Origin of the sequence: Pseudomonas sp. TH06 (assembly GCF_016651305.1) — a bacterium.
Lineage (GTDB): Bacteria > Pseudomonadota > Gammaproteobacteria > Pseudomonadales > Pseudomonadaceae > Aquipseudomonas.
In genome coordinates this window covers 314034-330908 of the sequence record NZ_JAEKEC010000003.1, presented here as the reverse complement: position 1 = coordinate 330908, position 16875 = coordinate 314034, and the positions used below count along the sequence as shown (strand labels likewise).

19 protein-coding genes are annotated in these 16875 nt (G+C 57.3%); 16 read left to right on the top strand and 3 right to left on the bottom strand.

Features of this window, described 5'->3' with window-relative positions:
- The first annotated feature begins 190 nt into the window (after nt 1-190).
- The 8 genes from JFT86_RS26365 to JFT86_RS26330 all read left to right on the top strand — a co-directional run bounded on the left by JFT86_RS26365 (nt 191) and on the right by JFT86_RS26330 (nt 7804).
- Nucleotides 191-637 carry a hypothetical protein gene (locus JFT86_RS26365; protein ID WP_201239054.1) on the top strand — a complete coding sequence of 149 codons (447 nt, stop codon included), beginning with the start codon at nt 191-193 and terminating at the stop codon, nt 635-637.
- A gap of 201 nt (nt 638-838) precedes the next feature.
- Nucleotides 839-1795, top strand: a complete 957-nt coding sequence (locus tag JFT86_RS26360; protein ID WP_201239053.1) for a sugar ABC transporter substrate-binding protein — start codon at nt 839-841, stop codon at nt 1793-1795.
- A 55-nt stretch (nt 1796-1850) separates the two neighbouring features.
- Nucleotides 1851-3404 carry a sugar ABC transporter ATP-binding protein gene (locus tag JFT86_RS26355; RefSeq protein WP_201239052.1) on the top strand — a complete coding sequence of 518 codons (1554 nt, stop codon included), beginning with the start codon at nt 1851-1853 and terminating at the stop codon, nt 3402-3404.
- A complete protein-coding gene (locus JFT86_RS26350; protein WP_201239051.1) occupies nt 3401-4378 on the top strand; it encodes an ABC transporter permease in 978 nt (325 codons plus the stop codon). Before JFT86_RS26355 ends, JFT86_RS26350 begins: the two co-directional genes overlap by 4 nt.
- Before the next feature lie 3 nt (nt 4379-4381).
- Complete coding sequence (locus JFT86_RS26345) at nt 4382-5401, top strand: LacI family DNA-binding transcriptional regulator (protein WP_201239050.1); 1020 nt, start codon at nt 4382-4384, stop codon at nt 5399-5401.
- Nucleotides 5402-5425: 24 nt separating this feature from the next.
- Nucleotides 5426-6343 carry a ribokinase gene (gene rbsK, locus JFT86_RS26340; RefSeq protein ID WP_201239049.1) on the top strand — a complete coding sequence of 306 codons (918 nt, stop codon included), beginning with the start codon at nt 5426-5428 and terminating at the stop codon, nt 6341-6343.
- Entirely contained in the window at nt 6340-6744 is a 405-nt protein-coding gene (rbsD, locus tag JFT86_RS26335; RefSeq protein ID WP_201239048.1) for a D-ribose pyranase, read from the top strand. The genes rbsK and rbsD overlap by 4 nt, the downstream gene beginning before the upstream one ends.
- A gap of 31 nt (nt 6745-6775) precedes the next feature.
- The gene (locus tag JFT86_RS26330; RefSeq protein WP_201239047.1) at nt 6776-7804 is read left to right on the top strand and encodes a nucleoside hydrolase; all 1029 of its coding nucleotides are present in this window, start codon (nt 6776-6778) and stop codon (nt 7802-7804) included.
- Nucleotides 7805-7837: 33 nt separating this feature from the next.
- On the opposite strand, the gene JFT86_RS26325 is transcribed toward JFT86_RS26330, so the two are convergent.
- Nucleotides 7838-8050, bottom strand: coding sequence for a hypothetical protein (locus JFT86_RS26325; RefSeq protein ID WP_201239182.1), 213 nt, complete (start codon nt 8048-8050; stop codon nt 7838-7840).
- Nucleotides 8051-8182: 132 nt separating this feature from the next.
- On the opposite strand from JFT86_RS26325, the gene JFT86_RS26320 reads away from it, so the two are divergent.
- Both JFT86_RS26320 and JFT86_RS26315 read left to right on the top strand, forming a co-directional pair.
- Nucleotides 8183-8491 carry a hypothetical protein gene (locus JFT86_RS26320; RefSeq protein WP_201239046.1) on the top strand — a complete coding sequence of 103 codons (309 nt, stop codon included), beginning with the start codon at nt 8183-8185 and terminating at the stop codon, nt 8489-8491.
- 167 nt (nt 8492-8658) lie between these two features.
- Nucleotides 8659-8973: an I78 family peptidase inhibitor gene (locus JFT86_RS26315; RefSeq protein ID WP_201239045.1), complete on the top strand. Its 315-nt coding sequence runs from the start codon at nt 8659-8661 to the stop codon at nt 8971-8973.
- Between the two features lie 72 nt (nt 8974-9045).
- On the opposite strand, the gene JFT86_RS26310 is transcribed toward JFT86_RS26315, so the two are convergent.
- Nucleotides 9046-9258 (bottom strand): cold-shock protein, encoded by a 213-nt coding sequence (locus tag JFT86_RS26310; protein WP_003179963.1) that lies wholly within the window; start codon nt 9256-9258, stop codon nt 9046-9048.
- Nucleotides 9259-9548: 290 nt separating this feature from the next.
- Nucleotides 9549-9848: a hypothetical protein gene (locus tag JFT86_RS26305; RefSeq protein WP_201239044.1), complete on the bottom strand. Its 300-nt coding sequence runs from the start codon at nt 9846-9848 to the stop codon at nt 9549-9551.
- Between the two features lie 382 nt (nt 9849-10230).
- On the opposite strand from JFT86_RS26305, the gene thrS reads away from it, so the two are divergent.
- The 6 genes from thrS (at nt 10231) to pheT (ending at nt 16875) form a co-directional block, all read left to right on the top strand.
- On the top strand, nt 10231-12153 hold the full coding sequence (gene thrS, locus JFT86_RS26300) for a threonine--tRNA ligase (protein ID WP_201239043.1): 1923 nt from the start codon (nt 10231-10233) through the stop codon (nt 12151-12153).
- Entirely contained in the window at nt 12153-12704 is a 552-nt protein-coding gene (infC, locus tag JFT86_RS26295; protein WP_170929410.1) for a translation initiation factor IF-3, read from the top strand. Before thrS ends, infC begins: the two co-directional genes overlap by 1 nt.
- A 60-nt stretch (nt 12705-12764) precedes the next feature.
- Nucleotides 12765-12959 carry a 50S ribosomal protein L35 gene (rpmI, locus tag JFT86_RS26290; protein ID WP_002553160.1) on the top strand — a complete coding sequence of 65 codons (195 nt, stop codon included), beginning with the start codon at nt 12765-12767 and terminating at the stop codon, nt 12957-12959.
- Nucleotides 12960-12987: 28 nt separating this feature from the next.
- Nucleotides 12988-13344: a 50S ribosomal protein L20 gene (rplT, locus tag JFT86_RS26285; RefSeq protein WP_201239042.1), complete on the top strand. Its 357-nt coding sequence runs from the start codon at nt 12988-12990 to the stop codon at nt 13342-13344.
- Nucleotides 13345-13453: 109 nt separating this feature from the next.
- On the top strand, nt 13454-14470 hold the full coding sequence (gene pheS, locus JFT86_RS26280) for a phenylalanine--tRNA ligase subunit alpha (protein ID WP_003226365.1): 1017 nt from the start codon (nt 13454-13456) through the stop codon (nt 14468-14470).
- 26 nt (nt 14471-14496) lie between these two features.
- Nucleotides 14497-16875, top strand: a complete 2379-nt coding sequence (gene pheT, locus JFT86_RS26275; protein WP_201239041.1) for a phenylalanine--tRNA ligase subunit beta — start codon at nt 14497-14499, stop codon at nt 16873-16875.

Genomic DNA, 16875 nt, shown 5'->3' with positions numbered 1-16875 from the left:
ATGAGTCGACAGGATTTTTGGTGAATCGTTTATCCGGGTTTCCGAACAATGGGCGCTTTCGCGTTCGGCTCACCGAAAAGGACTACTGCATCTGTCGAACACGTCGGGTTGTCGGTTGTGGATTCCCTGCTAAAGAATCCTCCGCGCAGGCCGATGGGTGTTAAAGGAAACTAAACTCTAGGGAGTTCACATGTCACTGACGATCGGTCTTTCAAATCCCGGTGCGGTCACCATTGGCGGCAAAACCGCAGCGACGATCAATGCAATAAGTGCAGCAGAATCGGAAGCTTCCGCCGAAGCGTTGGGCACCGAGAAAGAAGAGAGTAATCAGGTCAGAACCGGTGGTCCTGCGCAGGAAGAGAGCAAGACGGAAAGCAGCGATAATCTCAGCATTACCGTCAAGATGCTGCTGAAGCGCATGCAGGAATTGCAGAAGCAAATGCAGGAGCAGCAACAGCAACTCGCTGCCGCGCAGGCTGCGAGCTATCCGACGCCAGAGGCCAAGTCGCAGGCGGTCATGTCCATTCAGGGGCAGATCGCGCAAACCAGCGGCGAAATGATGGAGGTCTCGGCGGCGCTGCTGAAAGAGATGTCCAAAGGTTCCAGCAGCGGAAACCTGGTCAGCACCACGGCATAAACAGCGACGGGGCGGATCAGCAGATTCGCCCTACACTAAATGACGACTTCTGATTGTTGACAAATGTCGGCGGGATTCGCATAGTTCGGTCTACGCAAACGTTTGCGCGACGTCTCCGGGACATTCTGTCATCGGCGAACGCGACGTAGCTTACGCCAGCGCAAGCGTTGCTCACAATAATCATAAGATCGGAGTGAACCCATGAAGCTGCCATTCGCTGGACGTCTTCTTGCTGTCGCTATGCTGGCTGCCACAGCCGCTGCACTACCTGTCTCTTCGGCGTTCGCCGAATCCCCGGAAAAGCCCAAAGTCGCGCTGGTCATGAAATCCCTGGCCAACGAATTCTTCCTGACCATGGAAGACGGCGCCAAGGCCTACCAGAAAGAACACTCCGCCGATTTCGACCTGATCTCCAACGGCATCAAGGATGAAACCGACACCGCAGGCCAGACCCGCATCGTCGAGCAAATGATTCTGGCCAAGGTCAATGCGCTGGTCATCGCGCCCTCCGATTCCAAGGCCATGGTGCCGGTGATCAAGAAAGCCGTCGACGCCGGTATTACCGTGATCAACATCGACAACCAGCTCGATCCTGCAATCGTCAAAAGCAAAAACATCAGCGTGCCATTCGTAGGCCCGGACAACCGCAAAGGTGCGCGTCTGGTCGGTGAATACCTGGCCAAACAGCTCAAGGCCGGTGACGAAGTCGGCATCATTGAAGGCGTGTCGACGACGACCAACGCCCAGCAACGTACCGCTGGTTTCAAGGATGCGATGGACGCGGCGAAAATCAAGGTTGTTTCCCTGCAGTCCGGCGACTGGGAAATCGACAAAGGCAACAAGGTTGCCGCTTCGATTCTCAGCGAATACCCGGAAGTCAAAGCGTTGCTGGCGGGTAACGACAGCATGGCCGTCGGTGCCGTTTCCGCCGTACGCGCCGCCGGCAAGGCTGGCCAGGTGCAGGTCGTCGGTTACGACAACATCAATGCCATCAAGCCAATGTTGAAGGATGGTCGCGTACTGGCGACTGCCGACCAATATGCAGCCAGGCAAGCCGTGTTCGGCATCGAGACCGCGCTGAAAATCATCAAGGGTGAGAAGGTCGACAGCGGTGCCAATGGCGTGATCGAAACGCCGGTCGAACTGGTCACCAAGTAAGTCCTCTGGCGACACAACGGCGCTCGTCCGTCCGGGCGAGCGCATGGAGATTTTTATGTCAGTTTCCGCCCCGAACGCTGTCCTCTCGGTCAGCGGTATCGGTAAGACCTATGCGCAACCGGTGCTCACCGGCATCGATTTGACGCTGATGCGCGGTGAAGTGCTGGCGCTCACTGGCGAGAATGGCGCCGGTAAAAGCACCCTTTCCAAGATCATTGGCGGTCTGGTCACCCCGACCACGGGCCAGATGCAGTTTCAGGGCAAGGACTATCGCCCTGGCAGCCGCACCCAGGCTGAAGATCTCGGCATACGCATGGTCATGCAAGAACTCAATCTGTTGCCGACGCTGTCGGTGGCGGAGAACCTGTTTCTCGATAATCTGCCGAGCAATGGCGGCTGGATCAGCCGCAGGCAATTGCGTAAAGCGGCAATCGAGGCCATGGCTCAGGTCGGTCTCGACGCGATTGATCCGGATACCCTGGTCGGCGAATTGGGAATCGGGCATCAGCAGATGGTCGAAATCGCACGCAACCTGATCGGCGATTGTCATGTGCTGATTCTCGACGAACCCACTGCGATGCTGACGGCGCGTGAAGTTGAAATGCTCTTTGAGCAGATCACTCGTTTGCAGGCGCGCGGCGTCTCGATCATTTACATTTCCCACCGCCTCGAAGAGTTGTCCCGCGTTGCCCAGCGCATAGCCGTGCTGCGTGACGGCAACCTGGTCTGCGTCGAGCCGATGGCCAATTACAACAGTGAGCAACTGGTCACGCTGATGGTGGGTCGTGAACTGGGTGAGCACATCGACATGGGCCCGCGCAAGATTGGCGCGCCGGCATTGACGGTCAACGGTCTGACGCGTTCCGACAAGGTGCGCGACGTCTCGTTCGAAGTGCGCGCCGGCGAGATTTTCGGGATTTCCGGGTTGATCGGGGCAGGGCGCACGGAATTGCTGCGGCTGATTTTCGGTGCCGATGTCGCCGACAGCGGCACGATTTCTTTGGGCTCGCCCGCACAGGTCGTGAGTGTTCGATCGCCCGTTGATGCGGTACGCAATGGCATCGCGTTGATCACCGAAGATCGTAAAGGTGAAGGCTTGCTGCTCAGTCAGTCGATCAGCGCCAACATTGCGCTGGGCAACATGCCGGAAATCTCCAGTGGCGGTTTCGTCAACAATGGCGACGAGATCGCCTTGGCGCAACGGCAGATCGACGCCATGCGCATCCGCAGTTCGAGCCCGACACAACTGGTGTCGGAACTGTCCGGGGGGAACCAGCAGAAGGTCGTGATCGGCCGCTGGCTGGAGCGTGATTGTTCGGTGCTGTTGTTCGATGAGCCGACTCGAGGCATCGACGTCGGCGCCAAGTTCGACATCTATGCCTTGCTCGGTGAACTGACTCGCCAGGGTAAAGCGCTGGTGGTGGTCTCCAGTGACCTGCGTGAATTGATGCTGATCTGCGACCGGATCGGCGTGCTGTCCGCAGGGCGTCTGATCGATACCTTCGAGCGCGACAGCTGGACCCAGGATGATTTGCTTGCCGCCGCGTTCGCCGGCTACCAAAAACGTGATGCGTTGCTCAACGAAGCGGCGCCTAGGGATCTCCCATGAAAACTGCATCTTCTGCCGGCAAACGTAGTGGCAATTTTTACGGACTGGGTACTTATCTGGGGCTGGCCGGTGCCTTGGTGGCGATGGTCGCGCTGTTCTCGGTCTTGAGCAGCCACTTTCTGTCCTATAACACCTTCAGCACCCTGGCCAACCAGATTCCTGACTTGATGGTGCTGGCGGTCGGCATGACCTTTGTGTTGATCATCGGCGGCATCGATCTTTCGGTGGGTTCGGTGCTGGCATTGGCGGCATCAACGGTCAGCGTCGCCATTCTCGGTTGGGGCTGGAGCGTTTTGCCGGCGGCGTTGCTGGGTATGGCGGTAGCGGCTCTGGCAGGCACCGTCACCGGTTCGATCACTGTTGCCTGGCGGATTCCATCGTTCATCGTGTCCCTCGGCGTGCTGGAAATGGCTCGCGGCCTGGCGTACCAGATGACTGGCTCGCGCACGGCTTACATCGGTGATTCTTTTGCCTGGCTCTCGAACCCGATTGCGTTCGGTATTTCGCCTTCGTTCATCATCGCCTTGCTGGTGATTTTTATTGCTCAGGCGGTTTTGACTCGCACCGTGTTTGGTCGCTACCTGATCGGTATCGGCACCAATGAAGAGGCCGTGCGGCTGGCGGGGATCAATCCGAAACCCTACAAGATTCTGGTGTTCAGCCTGATGGGGCTGTTGGCCGGTATCGCCGCGCTGTTCCAGATATCTCGTCTGGAAGCGGCTGACCCGAACGCCGGTTCCGGTCTGGAGCTGCAAGTGATTGCCGCTGTGGTAATCGGCGGTACCAGCCTGATGGGTGGGCGCGGTTCGGTGATCAGCACGTTCTTTGGGGTGTTGATCATTTCCGTTCTGGCCGCGGGTCTGGCACAGATCGGTGCGACCGAACCGACCAAGCGCATCATCACCGGTGCGGTCATCGTCATCGCCGTGGTGCTCGACACCTATCGCAGTCAACGCGCAAGTCGACGAGGCTGAACCATGGCAACAATCAAGGATGTGGCCGCCCTCGCGGGAATTTCCTACACGACTGTGTCTCACGTGGTGAACAACACGCGGCCGGTCAGCCAGGAAGTGCGGCGCAAAGTCGAGGCGGCAATCAAGAGCCTCGACTATGTGCCGAGCGCGGTGGCGCGCTCGTTGAAAGCCAAGACCACCGCGACCATTGGTCTTTTGGTGCCCAACAGCCTCAACCCGTACTTCGCCGAACTGGCGCGGGGCATCGAGGATTACTGCGAGCGTAATGGCTACTGCGTGATCCTTTGCAACTCCGATGACAACCCGGAAAAGCAGCGCAGCTATTTGCGCGTGTTGCTGGAAAAACGCATCGATGGGTTGATCGTCGCTTCAGCGGGCGGTGACAGCGGTTTGGCCCAGGGGTTGGCCGGTGTGAAGACCCCCATGGTGATTGTCGACCGTGGCCTCGACGGCGTGGATGCCGATCTGGTGCGCATCGACCACGAATACGGCGCGTACCTCGCCACCCGCCATCTGCTGGAGCTTGGCCATCGCGACATCGCAACGATCGGTGGCCCGGCGAGCACCAGCGTGGCGCAGATGCGTCAGGCCGGATATTGCCGGGCGCTGAAAGAGGCGGGTATAGAAGTACGTCAGACTCGCATGCTGGAAAGTGATTTCACCAGTACTGGCGGCTATAACGCGGCGGCGATCCTGCTCGAGCGCAACCCGCCGAGCGCGATTTTCGCCGGTAACGACATGATCGGTATTGGTGTGCTGCGCGCAGCGGCAGAGCGCAATGTGCGAGTACCGAGCGATCTGTCGGTGATCGGCTTCGACGATATCCAGATGAGCCGTTACGTCTATCCCGCATTGACTACCGTCGGCCAGTCAATCCTGCAGTTGGGCGAAATGGCGGCCGAGGTGCTGCTGCGAAGGCTTGCTACTCCGACCCTGGGCACGGATCAGCGGATCGTGACCCCGAGTATTGTCCTGCGCGAGTCCACCGCGCCGCTGTCCGGCGTGTTCACCGAATATCGCTGAAACCGAATTGACGAGTAATGATGTATGCCAGCAAATGTAGTGGTAATAGGCAGCCTGAACATGGACCTGGTGACCCGGGCGCCACGGCTGCCCCGGGGCGGTGAGACGCTGATTGGTCATTCCTTTGCCACCGTATCCGGCGGCAAGGGTGCCAATCAGGCAGTGGCTGCCGCGCGATTGGGTGCACAAGTGGCGATGGTCGGTTGCGTCGGCAATGACGACTATGGCGTGCAATTGCGAGATGCCTTGCTGGCTGAGCAGATTGACTGCCAGGCGGTGAGCGTCGTCGAGGATTCCAGTGGTGTGGCGTTGATCGTGGTCGATGACAACAGCCAGAACGCCATCGTGATTGTCGCCGGAGCCAACGGCGCGATGACACCAGCGGTGATCGACCGCTTCGACGCGGTGTTACAGGCTGCCGACGTGGTCATCTGTCAGCTTGAGATTCCCGATGCAACGGTGGGTCATGCGCTCAAGCGTGCACGTGCGCTAGGCAAAACCGTGATCCTTAATCCGGCGCCAGCCAGTCGCCCGCTGCCATCGGATTGGTTCGCGGCCATCGATTATCTGATTCCCAATGAAAGCGAAGCAGCCGCATTGAGCGGCTTGCCAGTCGACTCGCTGGAAACCGCAGAAACCGCGGCAAGCCACTTGATCGCGATGGGTGCGGGCAAAGTCATCATCACCCTCGGCGCCGAAGGCTCCTTGTTCGCCAAAGGCAAAGGTTTCGAGCATTTTCCTGCCCCGAAAGTGAAAGCAGTCGATACCACGGCGGCAGGGGACACCTTTGTCGGTGGTTTCGCCGCGGCGCTGGCCGCTGGCAAGACCGAGGCCGAAGCGATTCGCTACGGGCAGATTGCCGCTGCCTTGTCAGTGACTCGCGCTGGCGCGCAGCCTTCTATCCCAACAATGTCCGACGTACAGGCCTTTAAACCCGCATGAAAAAGACTCCTCTGCTGAATGTCGCGCTATCGCGGCTGATCGCCTCCCTAGGGCATGGCGACATGGTGGTTATCGGTGACGCCGGGTTGCCGGTGCCGCCCGGTGTCGAGCTGATCGATCTGGCGCTCACCCACGGCGTCCCTGATTTCGTCACCACGTTGAACGTGCTGCTCAGTGAAATGCAGGTGGAAAGCCATGCGCTGGCCAAAGAGATTTTCGACAGGCGGCCGACAGCGCTCACCACGCTGGAGGCGTTGAATGAAGAGGGCGCACTGGGGCGTCGCGATCTGCTCAGTCACGACCAATTCAAGGTTCTCAGCCGACAGGCCCGAGCGATTGTTCGTACAGGCGAATGTCAGCCGTACTGCAACATCGTTCTGGTCGCTGGGGTTACGTTCTGATTTTCGATTTCATCTGCACAAGGAATGCGCCATGCAACGCTATGCTCAAAAACTGCATCAACTGGTCCGGAGTCTGCTGCTTTTGTCCGTGATAACTGCAACCGGCGCTCATGCGGCGGAAAAAATCGACCTGATCATCGACACTGATCCAGGTGCCGACGACGTGGTCGCCTTGCTGTTCGCCCTGGCCTCGCCGGACGAACTGAACATTCGTGCGCTGACCACCGTGGCCGGCAACGTGCGCCTCGACAAGACCTCGCGTAATGCACGTCTGGCTCGCGAGTGGGCAGGGCGCGAAGATGTGCCGGTTTACGCCGGTGCGCCGAAACCGCTGATGCGTACGCCGATTTACGCCGAGAACATCCATGGCAAGGAAGGCCTGTCGGGTGTCACCGTGCATGAGCCGAAAAAGGGCCTGGCTGAAGGCAATGCGGTCAACTACTTGATCGATACCTTGAAAAAAGCCAAGCCGCACAGCATCACCATCGCCATGCTGGGTCCGCAGACCAACCTGGCGCTGGCGCTGATCCAGGAGCCCGAAATTGTTCAGGGCATCAAGGAAGTGGTGATCATGGGCGGCGCGCACTTCAACGGTGGCAACATCACCCCGGTGGCCGAATTCAACCTGTTTGCCGATCCGCAAGCGGCTGAAGTGGTACTCAAGAGCGGCGTGAAGTTGACCTATCTGCCGCTGGATGTAACCCACAAGATTCTCACCAGCGATGCGCGCCTTAAACAGATTGCTGCGCTCAACAACAATGCGAGCAAGATTGTCGGCGACATCCTCAACGAGTACATCAAAGGGGATATGGAGCATTACGGTATCCCGGGCGGCCCGGTGCATGACGCAACCGTCATCGCTTACCTGCTGAAGCCGGAACTGTTCACCGGTCGCTCGGTTAACGTGGCTATTGATAGTCGTGAAGGGATCACTTTCGGTCAGACCGTCGTTGATTGGTACGACGGCCTGAAACAGCCGAAAAATGCATTCTGGGTCGAGAATGGCGATGCGCAAGGCTTCTTCGATCTGCTGACCGAACGCCTGAAACGCCTGAAGTAATGCCAAGACCCGCAGGTGCCAGCCTGCGGGTCGTTACTCTCTTTCGGTGTCCGGCGTGTCCTTGTGATCGTGCTGATACCTCTCGAGCACCTGCGCGATAAATTTTTGCGCACCTTGTGTTCCCATCGTCTTGACCAGCAGATCAATGCTGATCAACGCCAGCTCCTCCGAACTGCCCGGGCTATATGAACTGTGCCCTTTCGGCCACAGGACTTTGATGTCGGCGGTGATGCTTACGGTGCTCATGAGTGCGCTCGAAAAGTCGGGAATGTACGGGAACGAGTTAACCACTTTGTCGCTCGTTTGGCACTGCGACTTAGGCATGAGCGCAGCGCTATGCGACACTTGGTCTTTTCCGGCTTATCCAAGGATCGTGCTGTGCAGATCGATTTGAATACCCCCGACGGCCTTACGCTTGATGCGGTACGCCAGTTGCTCGCTTCGGCCAGTGATGACGAACACGCTCAACTGCGCGTGACCAAGGGCGGTATTGCCTATATTTCTTCGGGTGTTGCCACTGGCGGGCATGACATCGATGGTCTGTCGTTTCGTCTGGAAACCTGGGCTAAAGGCTCGGGGTGCGTGGGAAATGTCGCGGCCAGCGACGAGGTGTGGGTGACGCAGATTTTCAATGCGCTCAAGGACAATTGGCCGAACCCACCTTACGACTACATCGACGTTTACTGAACTCGTTAATATTCAGTCACGATTGATTGATGAAAGGGCGAGTGCTGCTCAGGCACACTCGGCGTTTTTCCGGTCGTGGGGCAGAGTGATGGCATTTGTCATGAAACCAAACGCCGCATTGGCGGTCGCACGATCTCAGCTTAATCATTTGAAAGAAAGGAGGCTTCATGCCTTTGAAGTTCGCGACACTGGGTGCACTTATGGCCGTTGCCATGTTGGCCGGTTGCAGTACGACCTCCAGCGAGTCGGCAAAGGATCCCGTGGCACCAGAAGCTGGTAGCCGCTGTGAAGCGACGGCAGCGGAGTTCGCCATTGGCAAGAAAGCTTCGCCCGCATTGTTGGAGCAGGCCCGAGCGAAAGCCGGTGCGCAAAACGCACGCTTCCTCAAGCCCGATGACATGATCACTCTGGAATACCGCTCTGACCGCCTGAACCTGAACACCGACAACGGCCTGGTGGTTACTCGTGTCAACTGCGGCTGATCGCCGAGCGCTTTTGTTACAGGCATAAAAAACCCCGTCACATGGACGGGGTTTTTTTAGTGCGCCGAGAAATTACTCTGGGCGAACCTGTGCAGCTTGCATACCCTTTTGGCCTTTCTCAGCCACGAAGGAAACGGTCTGGCCTTCTTTCAGGCTTTTGAAACCGTCGGATTCGATAGCTTTGAAGTGTACGAACAGGTCGTCACCGCCACCTTGAGGAGTGATGAAGCCGAAGCCTTTTTCATCGTTGAACCACTTAACGGTGCCGGTTTGGCGATTAGACATGGTGTATCTCCAAGAAACATATATTTTTCAGTACTGTGCTGCTCAGGCCAACTGGGCACACCCGGGTATCATAGTCGAAATGTTCGCTTTGGTAGCCCCCCGGACGTGCTGTTTGCTTTCATATTGCATTCATTTCGATGTCTGAAATGTCTGCAGGCCCCGGTTTGCGGGGCTTCAAGCTGAAAAACGAGGCTGTAAAAAAAGCTATAAATCCTTCGTAAAATATCGGATTCAGCTTCTTTTTCGCTGTTTTCAGCCTCTTAAGCGCTGCAAAATTCAGCGAATCGACCTTATTTCTGAACGCGGCAAACCGAGATTTCTTTCAGTGCGCGCTGGCCCAGTTCACCGCTTGGTGGAGTGTTCTTGTCCATCAGTTGCGCGATCTCTTGCGTGGTGAATTTCTTCTCCAGGACATCGGCGCCGCAGGTGCAGTGCTGTTTGGCGACGGTTGGGTTGACGCTTTGGCTGGCAGCTTTGGTGCAGTCATCCATGTATTGGGCTTTGACGCCCGCAGGCCACGCCGCGTGAGCGCTCAGTGGCAGCAGCAATGCCAGGGGGGCGGCGAAGGCAAAAAGTCGGATAAGGCGCATTTCTGAAACTCCTTGGATTGATATCGGCGACGATTCTCAGCCTATTTGAGGCAAAGCGTACATGCCAAGTTCACTTTGTGCCGCAAAAATGGGCAAATCGTCATTGCCTCTAATCCTGCGCATCGATGACCACTCATCTGTGCTAGCATGCCGGGCTCAAGCGTTTACAGGCACCGGATGACTTTCCGTCCCGGCTGCGGTCAGCGTGCGAAATATTCTGATTTGAATCCCAGTCACTCTGGTTCGATTTTCCGGTTGGCCGCAAGGCTACTGCCGCTGTAAGGCAGGCGTTCGTCATTGAATGGCCTGGATCGGATCTTGTACTGGCTCATCCCAACCCACGTGACCTTTGGTAGGGGTCACCACTAGGAGAGGAGGCGCCATGCCAACTATTACTCTTCCCGACGGCAGTCAACGTTCATTCGATCACCCGGTTTCCGTAGCCGAGGTCGCCGCATCCATTGGTACCGGTCTGGCCAAAGCCACCCTGGCCGGCAAGGTCAATGGCAAGCTGGTTGACGCCAGCGACATCATCGACAGCGACGCTACGCTGCAAATCATCACGCCAAAGGATGAAGAGGGGCTGGAGATCATTCGCCACTCTTGCGCCCACCTGGTTGGCCATGCGGTCAAGCAGTTGTACCCGACTGCCAAAATGGTGATCGGGCCGGTCATCGACGAAGGCTTCTATTACGACATCGCCTTCGAGCGTCCTTTTACTCCGGACGACATGGCCGCCATCGAACAGCGCATGCAGCAGCTGATCGAGAAAGATTACGACGTTATCAAGAAGGTCACTCCGCGCGCCGAAGTGATCGAAGTGTTCAAGGCCCGCGGCGAAGACTACAAGCTGCGCCTGGTCGAGGACATGCCGAACGAGCAGGCGATGGGCCTGTACTATCACGAAGAATACGTCGACATGTGCCGCGGTCCGCACGTGCCGAACACTCGTTTCCTGAAATCCTTCAAACTGACCAAGCTGTCGGGCGCCTACTGGCGCGGCGACGCCAAAAACGAGCAGTTGCAGCGCGTTTACGGCACCGCTTGGGCAGACAAGAAGCAGCTGGCGGCTTACATCCAGCGCATCGAAGAAGCTGAAAAGCGCGATCACCGCAAGATCGGCAAGCGTCTGGGCCTGTTCCACACCCAGGAAGAATCCCCGGGCATGGTGTTCTGGCACCCGAACGGCTGGACTCTGTACCAGGTGCTCGAGCAGTACATGCGCAAGATCCAGCGCGACAACGGCTATCTTGAGATCAAGACGCCGCAAGTGGTTGACCGTAGCCTGTGGGAGAAATCCGGGCACTGGGCCAACTACGCCGACAACATGTTCACTACACAGTCGGAAAACCGCGATTACGCCATCAAGCCGATGAACTGCCCATGCCACGTGCAGGTGTTCAATCAGGGTCTGAAGAGCTACCGCGAGCTGCCAATGCGTCTGGCCGAGTTCGGTGCCTGCCACCGTAACGAGCCGTCGGGTGCGTTGCACGGCATCATGCGTGTGCGTGCGTTCACTCAGGATGACGCCCACATCTTCTGCACCGAAGAGCAGATGCAGGCCGAATCCGCTGCGTTCATCAAGCTGACCATGGACGTTTATCGCGACTTCGGTTTTACCGATGTCGAAATGAAACTGTCCACTCGTCCGGAAAAACGCGTCGGTTCCGACGAACTGTGGGATCGCGCTGAAGCGGCACTCGCTGCAGCCCTTGATTCTGCGGGCCTGCCATACGATCTGCAGCCGGGTGAGGGTGCATTCTACGGTCCGAAGATCGAGTTTTCGCTGAAAGATTGCCTAGGTCGCGTCTGGCAATGTGGTACCTTGCAGCTCGATTTTAACCTGCCTGTCCGTTTGGGCGCTGAATACGTCTCTGAAGACAACAGCCGCAAACACCCGGTGATGTTGCACCGCGCGATCCTCGGTTCCTTCGAGCGTTTCGTCGGGATTTTGATCGAGCACTACGAAGGTGCATTCCCTGCGTGGCTCGCGCCAACCCAGGCGGTGATCATGAATATCACTGATAAACAGGCAGATTTTGTTGCAGAAGTAGAAAAAACTCTCAACGAAAGCGGATTTCGTGCCAAGTCCGACTTGAGAAATGAAAAGATCGGCTTTAAAATCCGCGAGCATACTTTGCTCAAGGTTCCCTATCTTTTGGTTATCGGAGATAAGGAAGTCGAGATGCAGACTGTCGCTGTGCGTACTCGTGAAGGTGCTGACCTGGGCTCGATGCCCGTCGCCCAGTTCGCTGAGTTTCTCGCGCAAGCGGTTTCCCGGCGTGGTCGCCCAGATTCGGAGTAATTATTATTAAGCGTGAAATGAGACAAGATAAACGAGCTGCACCGAAAGCCCCGATCAACGAGAATATCTCGGCACGCGAGGTTCGGTTAATTGGCGCTGATGGCGAGCAGATTGGCATCGTCTCGATTGATGAAGCGCTTCGTATTGCTGAAGAAGCAAAGCTTGATCTGGTAGAAATCTCTGCTGACGCAGTCCCACCGGTTTGCCGTGTGATGGACTACGGCAAGTCAATCTTCGAAAAGAAGAAGCAGATTGCAGCGGCGAAGAAGAACCAGAAGCAGATTCAGGTAAAAGAAATCAAGTTTCGTCCAGGGACGGAGGAAGGGGATTACCAGGTAAAACTGCGCAACCTGGTACGTTTCCTGAGTGATGGGGACAGGGCCAAGGTATCCTTGCGATTCCGCGGCCGTGAGATGGCCCACCAGGAGCTGGGGATGGAACTCCTCAAGCGGGTTGAAGCTGACCTGCTCGAGTACGGTTCGGTCGAACAGCATCCTAAGATGGAAGGACGCCAGCTGATCATGGTCATCGCCCCGAAAAAGAAGAAGTAATCAACAGGGCACGGCAGGCCTTCTGATTATGTTTATCAACTGAATGCGGAGTATCCGAACATGCCAAAAATGAAAACCAAAAGTGGTGCTGCTAAGCGGTTTCTGAAAACTGCTAACGGTATCAAGCACAAGCACGCTTTCAAGAGCCACATCCTGACTAAAATGTCGACCAAGCGTAAGCGTCAACTGCGCGGTAGCAGCTTGCTGCATCCGTCTGACGTGGCAAAAGTCGAGCGCATGCTGCGCCTTCGTTAATTTTAGTCAAGAATAGAGGAAGTAACTCATGGCTCGTGTAAAGCGTGGCGTCATTGCCCGTAAGCGTCACAAAAAAATTCTGAAACTTGCTAAAGGCTACTACGGCGCACGCTCCCGCGTATTCCGTGTTGCCAAGCAAGCGGTAATCAAGGCAGGCCAATACGCCTACCGTGACCGTCGTCAGAAAAAACGTCAGTTCCGCGCTCTGTGGATCGCTCGTATCAACGCTGGTGCTCGTGTAAACGGTCTGTCCTACAGCCGTTTCATCGCTGGCCTGAAAAAAGCGTCCATCGAGATCGACCGTAAGGTTCTGGCTGATCTGGCAGTGAACGAAAAAACGGTGTTTGCTGCGATTGTCGAGAAAGCTAAAGCCACCTTGGCTTAAGTACCCCCGACAATCACCCGGCCTCACTTCCGTGGGGCCTGGTGGTAAACGTCTTAAATAGGGGAAGAGCCTTCAAGCTCTTCCCCTATTTTGTATCTGGAGTCTGTACATGGAAAACCTGGATGCGCTGGTCTCTCAAGCACTAGAGGCTGTGCAAAGCGCTGAAGATATCAATGCCCTGGAGCAAATCCGGGTTCAATACCTTGGCAAAAAGGGCGAATTGACTCAGGTGATGAAGACCCTGGGGAATTTGCCAGCAGAAGAGCGCCCGCAAGTCGGCGCCCTGATCAACGTTGCCAAGGAACGTGTAACAGGCGTTCTCAATGCGCGCATGGCCCTGTTTGAAGAAGCCGAACTGGCTGCCAAACTGTCCGCCGAGTCCATTGATGTGACGTTGCCGGGCCGTGGTCAGACCTCCGGTGGTCTGCATCCTGTGACCCGGACTCTGGAGCGTGTTGAACAATTCTTCACCCGCATTGGCTACGGCATCGCCGAAGGCCCTGAGGTCGAAGACGACTATCACAACTTTGAAGCGCTCAACATCCCAGGCCATCACCCGGCCCGGTCGATGCATGACACCTTCTATTTCAATGCCAACATGCTGTTGCGCACCCATACCTCGCCGGTACAGGTCCGCACCATGGAATCGAAACAGCCACCGATCCGCATCGTCTGCCCAGGCCGTGTGTATCGCAGTGACTCCGATATCACCCACTCGCCGATGTTCCACCAGGTCGAAGGCCTGCTGGTCGATCGCGACATCAATTTTGCCGATCTCAAAGGCACCATCGAAGAATTCCTGCGGGTGTTCTTCGAGAAAGAACTGGCCGTACGTTTCCGTCCTTCGTATTTCCCGTTCACCGAGCCATCCGCTGAAGTCGATATGGAATGCGTGATGTGCAGCGGTAAAGGCTGCCGCGTCTGCAAGCAGACCGGCTGGCTGGAAGTGATGGGCTGCGGCATGGTTCACCCGAACGTGCTGCGCATGTCCGGCATCGATCCGGAAGAGTTCTCCGGCTTTGCTTTCGGCATGGGCGTCGAGCGTCTGGCCATGCTCCGTTACGGCGTGAACGACTTGCGTCTGTTCTTCGACAACGACTTGCGGTTCCTCGCGCAATTTCGCTAGTCGTAACGAATTCTTAGGAGAGCAGGATGAAATTCAGTGAACAATGGCTGCGTGGCTGGGTTAGCCCGCAGGTAGATCGCGACGAGCTGGTTGCTCGTCTGTCGATGGCCGGTCTTGAGGTCGATAGCGTTACGCCGGCCGCCGGTGCATTCAGCGGCGTGGTGGTGGGCGAGGTGCTGAGCACCGAGCAACACCCAGACGCGGACAAGTTGCGTGTGTGTCAGGTCAGCAATGGTGCGGAAACTTTCCAGGTCGTATGCGGTGCGCCAAACGTGCGTCCGGGTCTGAAAATTCCGTTCGCCATGATCGGTGCCGAGCTGCCAGGCGACTTCAAGATCAAGAAGGCCAAGCTGCGTGGCGTTGAGTCCAACGGTATGCTCTGCTCGCAAACCGAGCTGCAGGTCGGTGAAGGCAACGACGGTCTGATGGAGCTGCCGGCCGATGCGCCGGTGGGCGAAGATTTCCGTGTGTACCTGGATCTGGAAGACGCCAGCATCGAGGTCGACCTGACCCCTAACCGTGGCGACTGCCTGTCCCTGGCCGGTCTGGCTCGTGAAGTCGGCGCGCTGTACGCCGTTCCGGTCACCCGTCCGGTCGTGATGACTATTCCTGCCGTGCACGACGAAGTGCGTTCGGTAGAAGTACTAGCGCCGGCTGCCTGCCCGCGCTACCTGGGCCGTGTTATCCGCAACGTTGACCTGTCCAGGCCTACGCCGCTGTGGATGGTTGAGCGTCTGCGCCGCGCCGAAGTGCGCAGCATCGACGCCGCTGTCGACATCACCAACTACGTGATGCTCGAACTGGGTCAGCCGCTGCACGCTTTCGATCTTGCCGAAATCAATGGCGGCATCCGTGTTCGCATGGCGGAAGAGGGCGAGAAGCTGGTCCTGCTTGATGGTCAGGAAGTCAGCCTGCGTAGCGATACGCTGGTGATCGCCGACCACACCCGCGCTCTGGCGATTGCCGGCGTGATGGGGGGTGAGCACAGCGGCGTGTCCGCGACCACTCGCGATGTATTCCTTGAGTCTGCGTTCTTCGACCAGATCGCTGTTGCGGGCAAGGCTCGTTCCTACGGCCTGCATACTGATGCTTCGCACCGCTACGAGCGTGGCGTGGACTGGCAATTGGCCCGTGAAGCCATGGAGCGCGCCACCGGCCTGCTGCTGGAAATCACTGGCGGCGAAGCCGGCCCGATCATCGAGACCGTCAGCGAGCAACATCTGCCGTCGATCGCGCCGATCACCCTGCGTGCCCAGCGCATCACTCAGATGCTCGGCATGGAAATGGATTCGGCTCAGGTCGAGCGTCTGCTCAGCGCCTTGGGGCTGAACATCTCCGCCAATGGTGCAGGGCAGTGGCGCGTAGAAGTGCCAAGCCATCGCTTCGACATCAGCCTGGAAGTCGATCTGATCGAAGAACTGGCTCGTCTGTACGGTTACAACCGTCTGCCGGTTCGTTACCCGCAAGCGCGCCTGGCGCCACAAGCCAAGGCTGAAGCGCGTAGCGATCTGCCTGAATTGCGCCGTCTGCTGGTGGCTCGCGGTTATCAGGAAGCGATCACTTACAGCTTCATCGATCCACGTCAGTTCGAACTGTTCAACCCGGGCGTCGAGCCGCTGTTGCTGGCCAACCCGATCTCCAATGACATGGCGGCCATGCGTTCGTCGCTGTGGCCGGGTCTGGTCAAAGCGCTGCAGCACAACCTCAATCGTCAGCAGGATCGCGTACGTTTGTTCGAAAGCGGTCTGCGTTTCGTCGGTCAGCTCGAAGGTCTGAAGCAGGAGCCAATGCTGTCGGGTGTTGTCTGCGGTAGCCGTCTGCCGGAAGGCTGGGCGCAGGGTCGCGACACTGTGGATTTCTTCGACGTCAAAGCTGACGTAGAAGCGGTACTGGGTTTCGCCGGCGCGCTGGACTCGTTCACTTTCGAACCGGGCAAACACCCGGCACTGCACCCGGGTCAAACCGCACGCATCGAGCGCGAAGGGCGTGAAGTCGGCTTCATCGGCGCCATTCACCCGGAGCTGTCGAAAGCTTTGGGCCTGGATCGTCCAGTCTTCGTTTTTGAGCTGGTTCTGGCAGAAGTGGCACTCGGTAAAATGCCGAAATTCCACGAGTTGTCGCGCTTTCCTGAAGTGCGTCGTGACCTTGCACTGATCGCGCACAAAGACGTAGCAGCCTCGGCTGTATTGGACGTAATCCGTGAAAATGCAGGCGAATGGCTCACAGATCTAAGGCTGTTTGACGTTTATCAGGGTAAAGGCATTGATCCTGATAGAAAAAGCCTTGCAGTTGGCTTGACCTGGCAGCATCCATCGCGCACTCTTAATGACGATGAGGTGAATTCGACGACGCAAAATATCCTCACCTCGCTCGAACAAAGGTTGAACGCCACGTTAAGGAAGTGA

Excerpts from the sequence above, each read along its gene's own strand:
- JFT86_RS26345 (WP_201239050.1), top strand. The coding sequence starts at position 4,382 with ATGGCAACAATCAAGGATGTGGCCGCCCTCGCGGGAATTTCCTACACG.
- JFT86_RS26365 (WP_201239054.1), top strand. The coding sequence starts at position 191 with ATGTCACTGACGATCGGTCTTTCAAATCCCGGTGCGGTCACCATTGGC.
- JFT86_RS26310 (WP_003179963.1), bottom strand. The coding sequence starts at position 9,258 with ATGTCTAATCGCCAAACCGGCACCGTTAAGTGGTTCAACGATGAAAAA.
- JFT86_RS26355 (WP_201239052.1), top strand. The coding sequence starts at position 1,851 with ATGTCAGTTTCCGCCCCGAACGCTGTCCTCTCGGTCAGCGGTATCGGT.
- JFT86_RS26325 (WP_201239182.1), bottom strand. The coding sequence starts at position 8,050 with ATGAGCACCGTAAGCATCACCGCCGACATCAAAGTCCTGTGGCCGAAA.
- JFT86_RS26315 (WP_201239045.1), top strand. The coding sequence starts at position 8,659 with ATGCCTTTGAAGTTCGCGACACTGGGTGCACTTATGGCCGTTGCCATG.
- pheT (WP_201239041.1), top strand. The coding sequence starts at position 14,497 with ATGAAATTCAGTGAACAATGGCTGCGTGGCTGGGTTAGCCCGCAGGTA.
- rbsD (WP_201239048.1), top strand. The coding sequence starts at position 6,340 with ATGAAAAAGACTCCTCTGCTGAATGTCGCGCTATCGCGGCTGATCGCC.
- thrS (WP_201239043.1), top strand. The coding sequence starts at position 10,231 with ATGCCAACTATTACTCTTCCCGACGGCAGTCAACGTTCATTCGATCAC.
- pheS (WP_003226365.1), top strand. The coding sequence starts at position 13,454 with ATGGAAAACCTGGATGCGCTGGTCTCTCAAGCACTAGAGGCTGTGCAA.
- JFT86_RS26305 (WP_201239044.1), bottom strand. The coding sequence starts at position 9,848 with ATGCGCCTTATCCGACTTTTTGCCTTCGCCGCCCCCCTGGCATTGCTG.
- JFT86_RS26350 (WP_201239051.1), top strand. The coding sequence starts at position 3,401 with ATGAAAACTGCATCTTCTGCCGGCAAACGTAGTGGCAATTTTTACGGA.
- JFT86_RS26330 (WP_201239047.1), top strand. The coding sequence starts at position 6,776 with ATGCAACGCTATGCTCAAAAACTGCATCAACTGGTCCGGAGTCTGCTG.
- rplT (WP_201239042.1), top strand. The coding sequence starts at position 12,988 with ATGGCTCGTGTAAAGCGTGGCGTCATTGCCCGTAAGCGTCACAAAAAA.
- JFT86_RS26360 (WP_201239053.1), top strand. The coding sequence starts at position 839 with ATGAAGCTGCCATTCGCTGGACGTCTTCTTGCTGTCGCTATGCTGGCT.
- rbsK (WP_201239049.1), top strand. The coding sequence starts at position 5,426 with ATGCCAGCAAATGTAGTGGTAATAGGCAGCCTGAACATGGACCTGGTG.
- rpmI (WP_002553160.1), top strand. The coding sequence starts at position 12,765 with ATGCCAAAAATGAAAACCAAAAGTGGTGCTGCTAAGCGGTTTCTGAAA.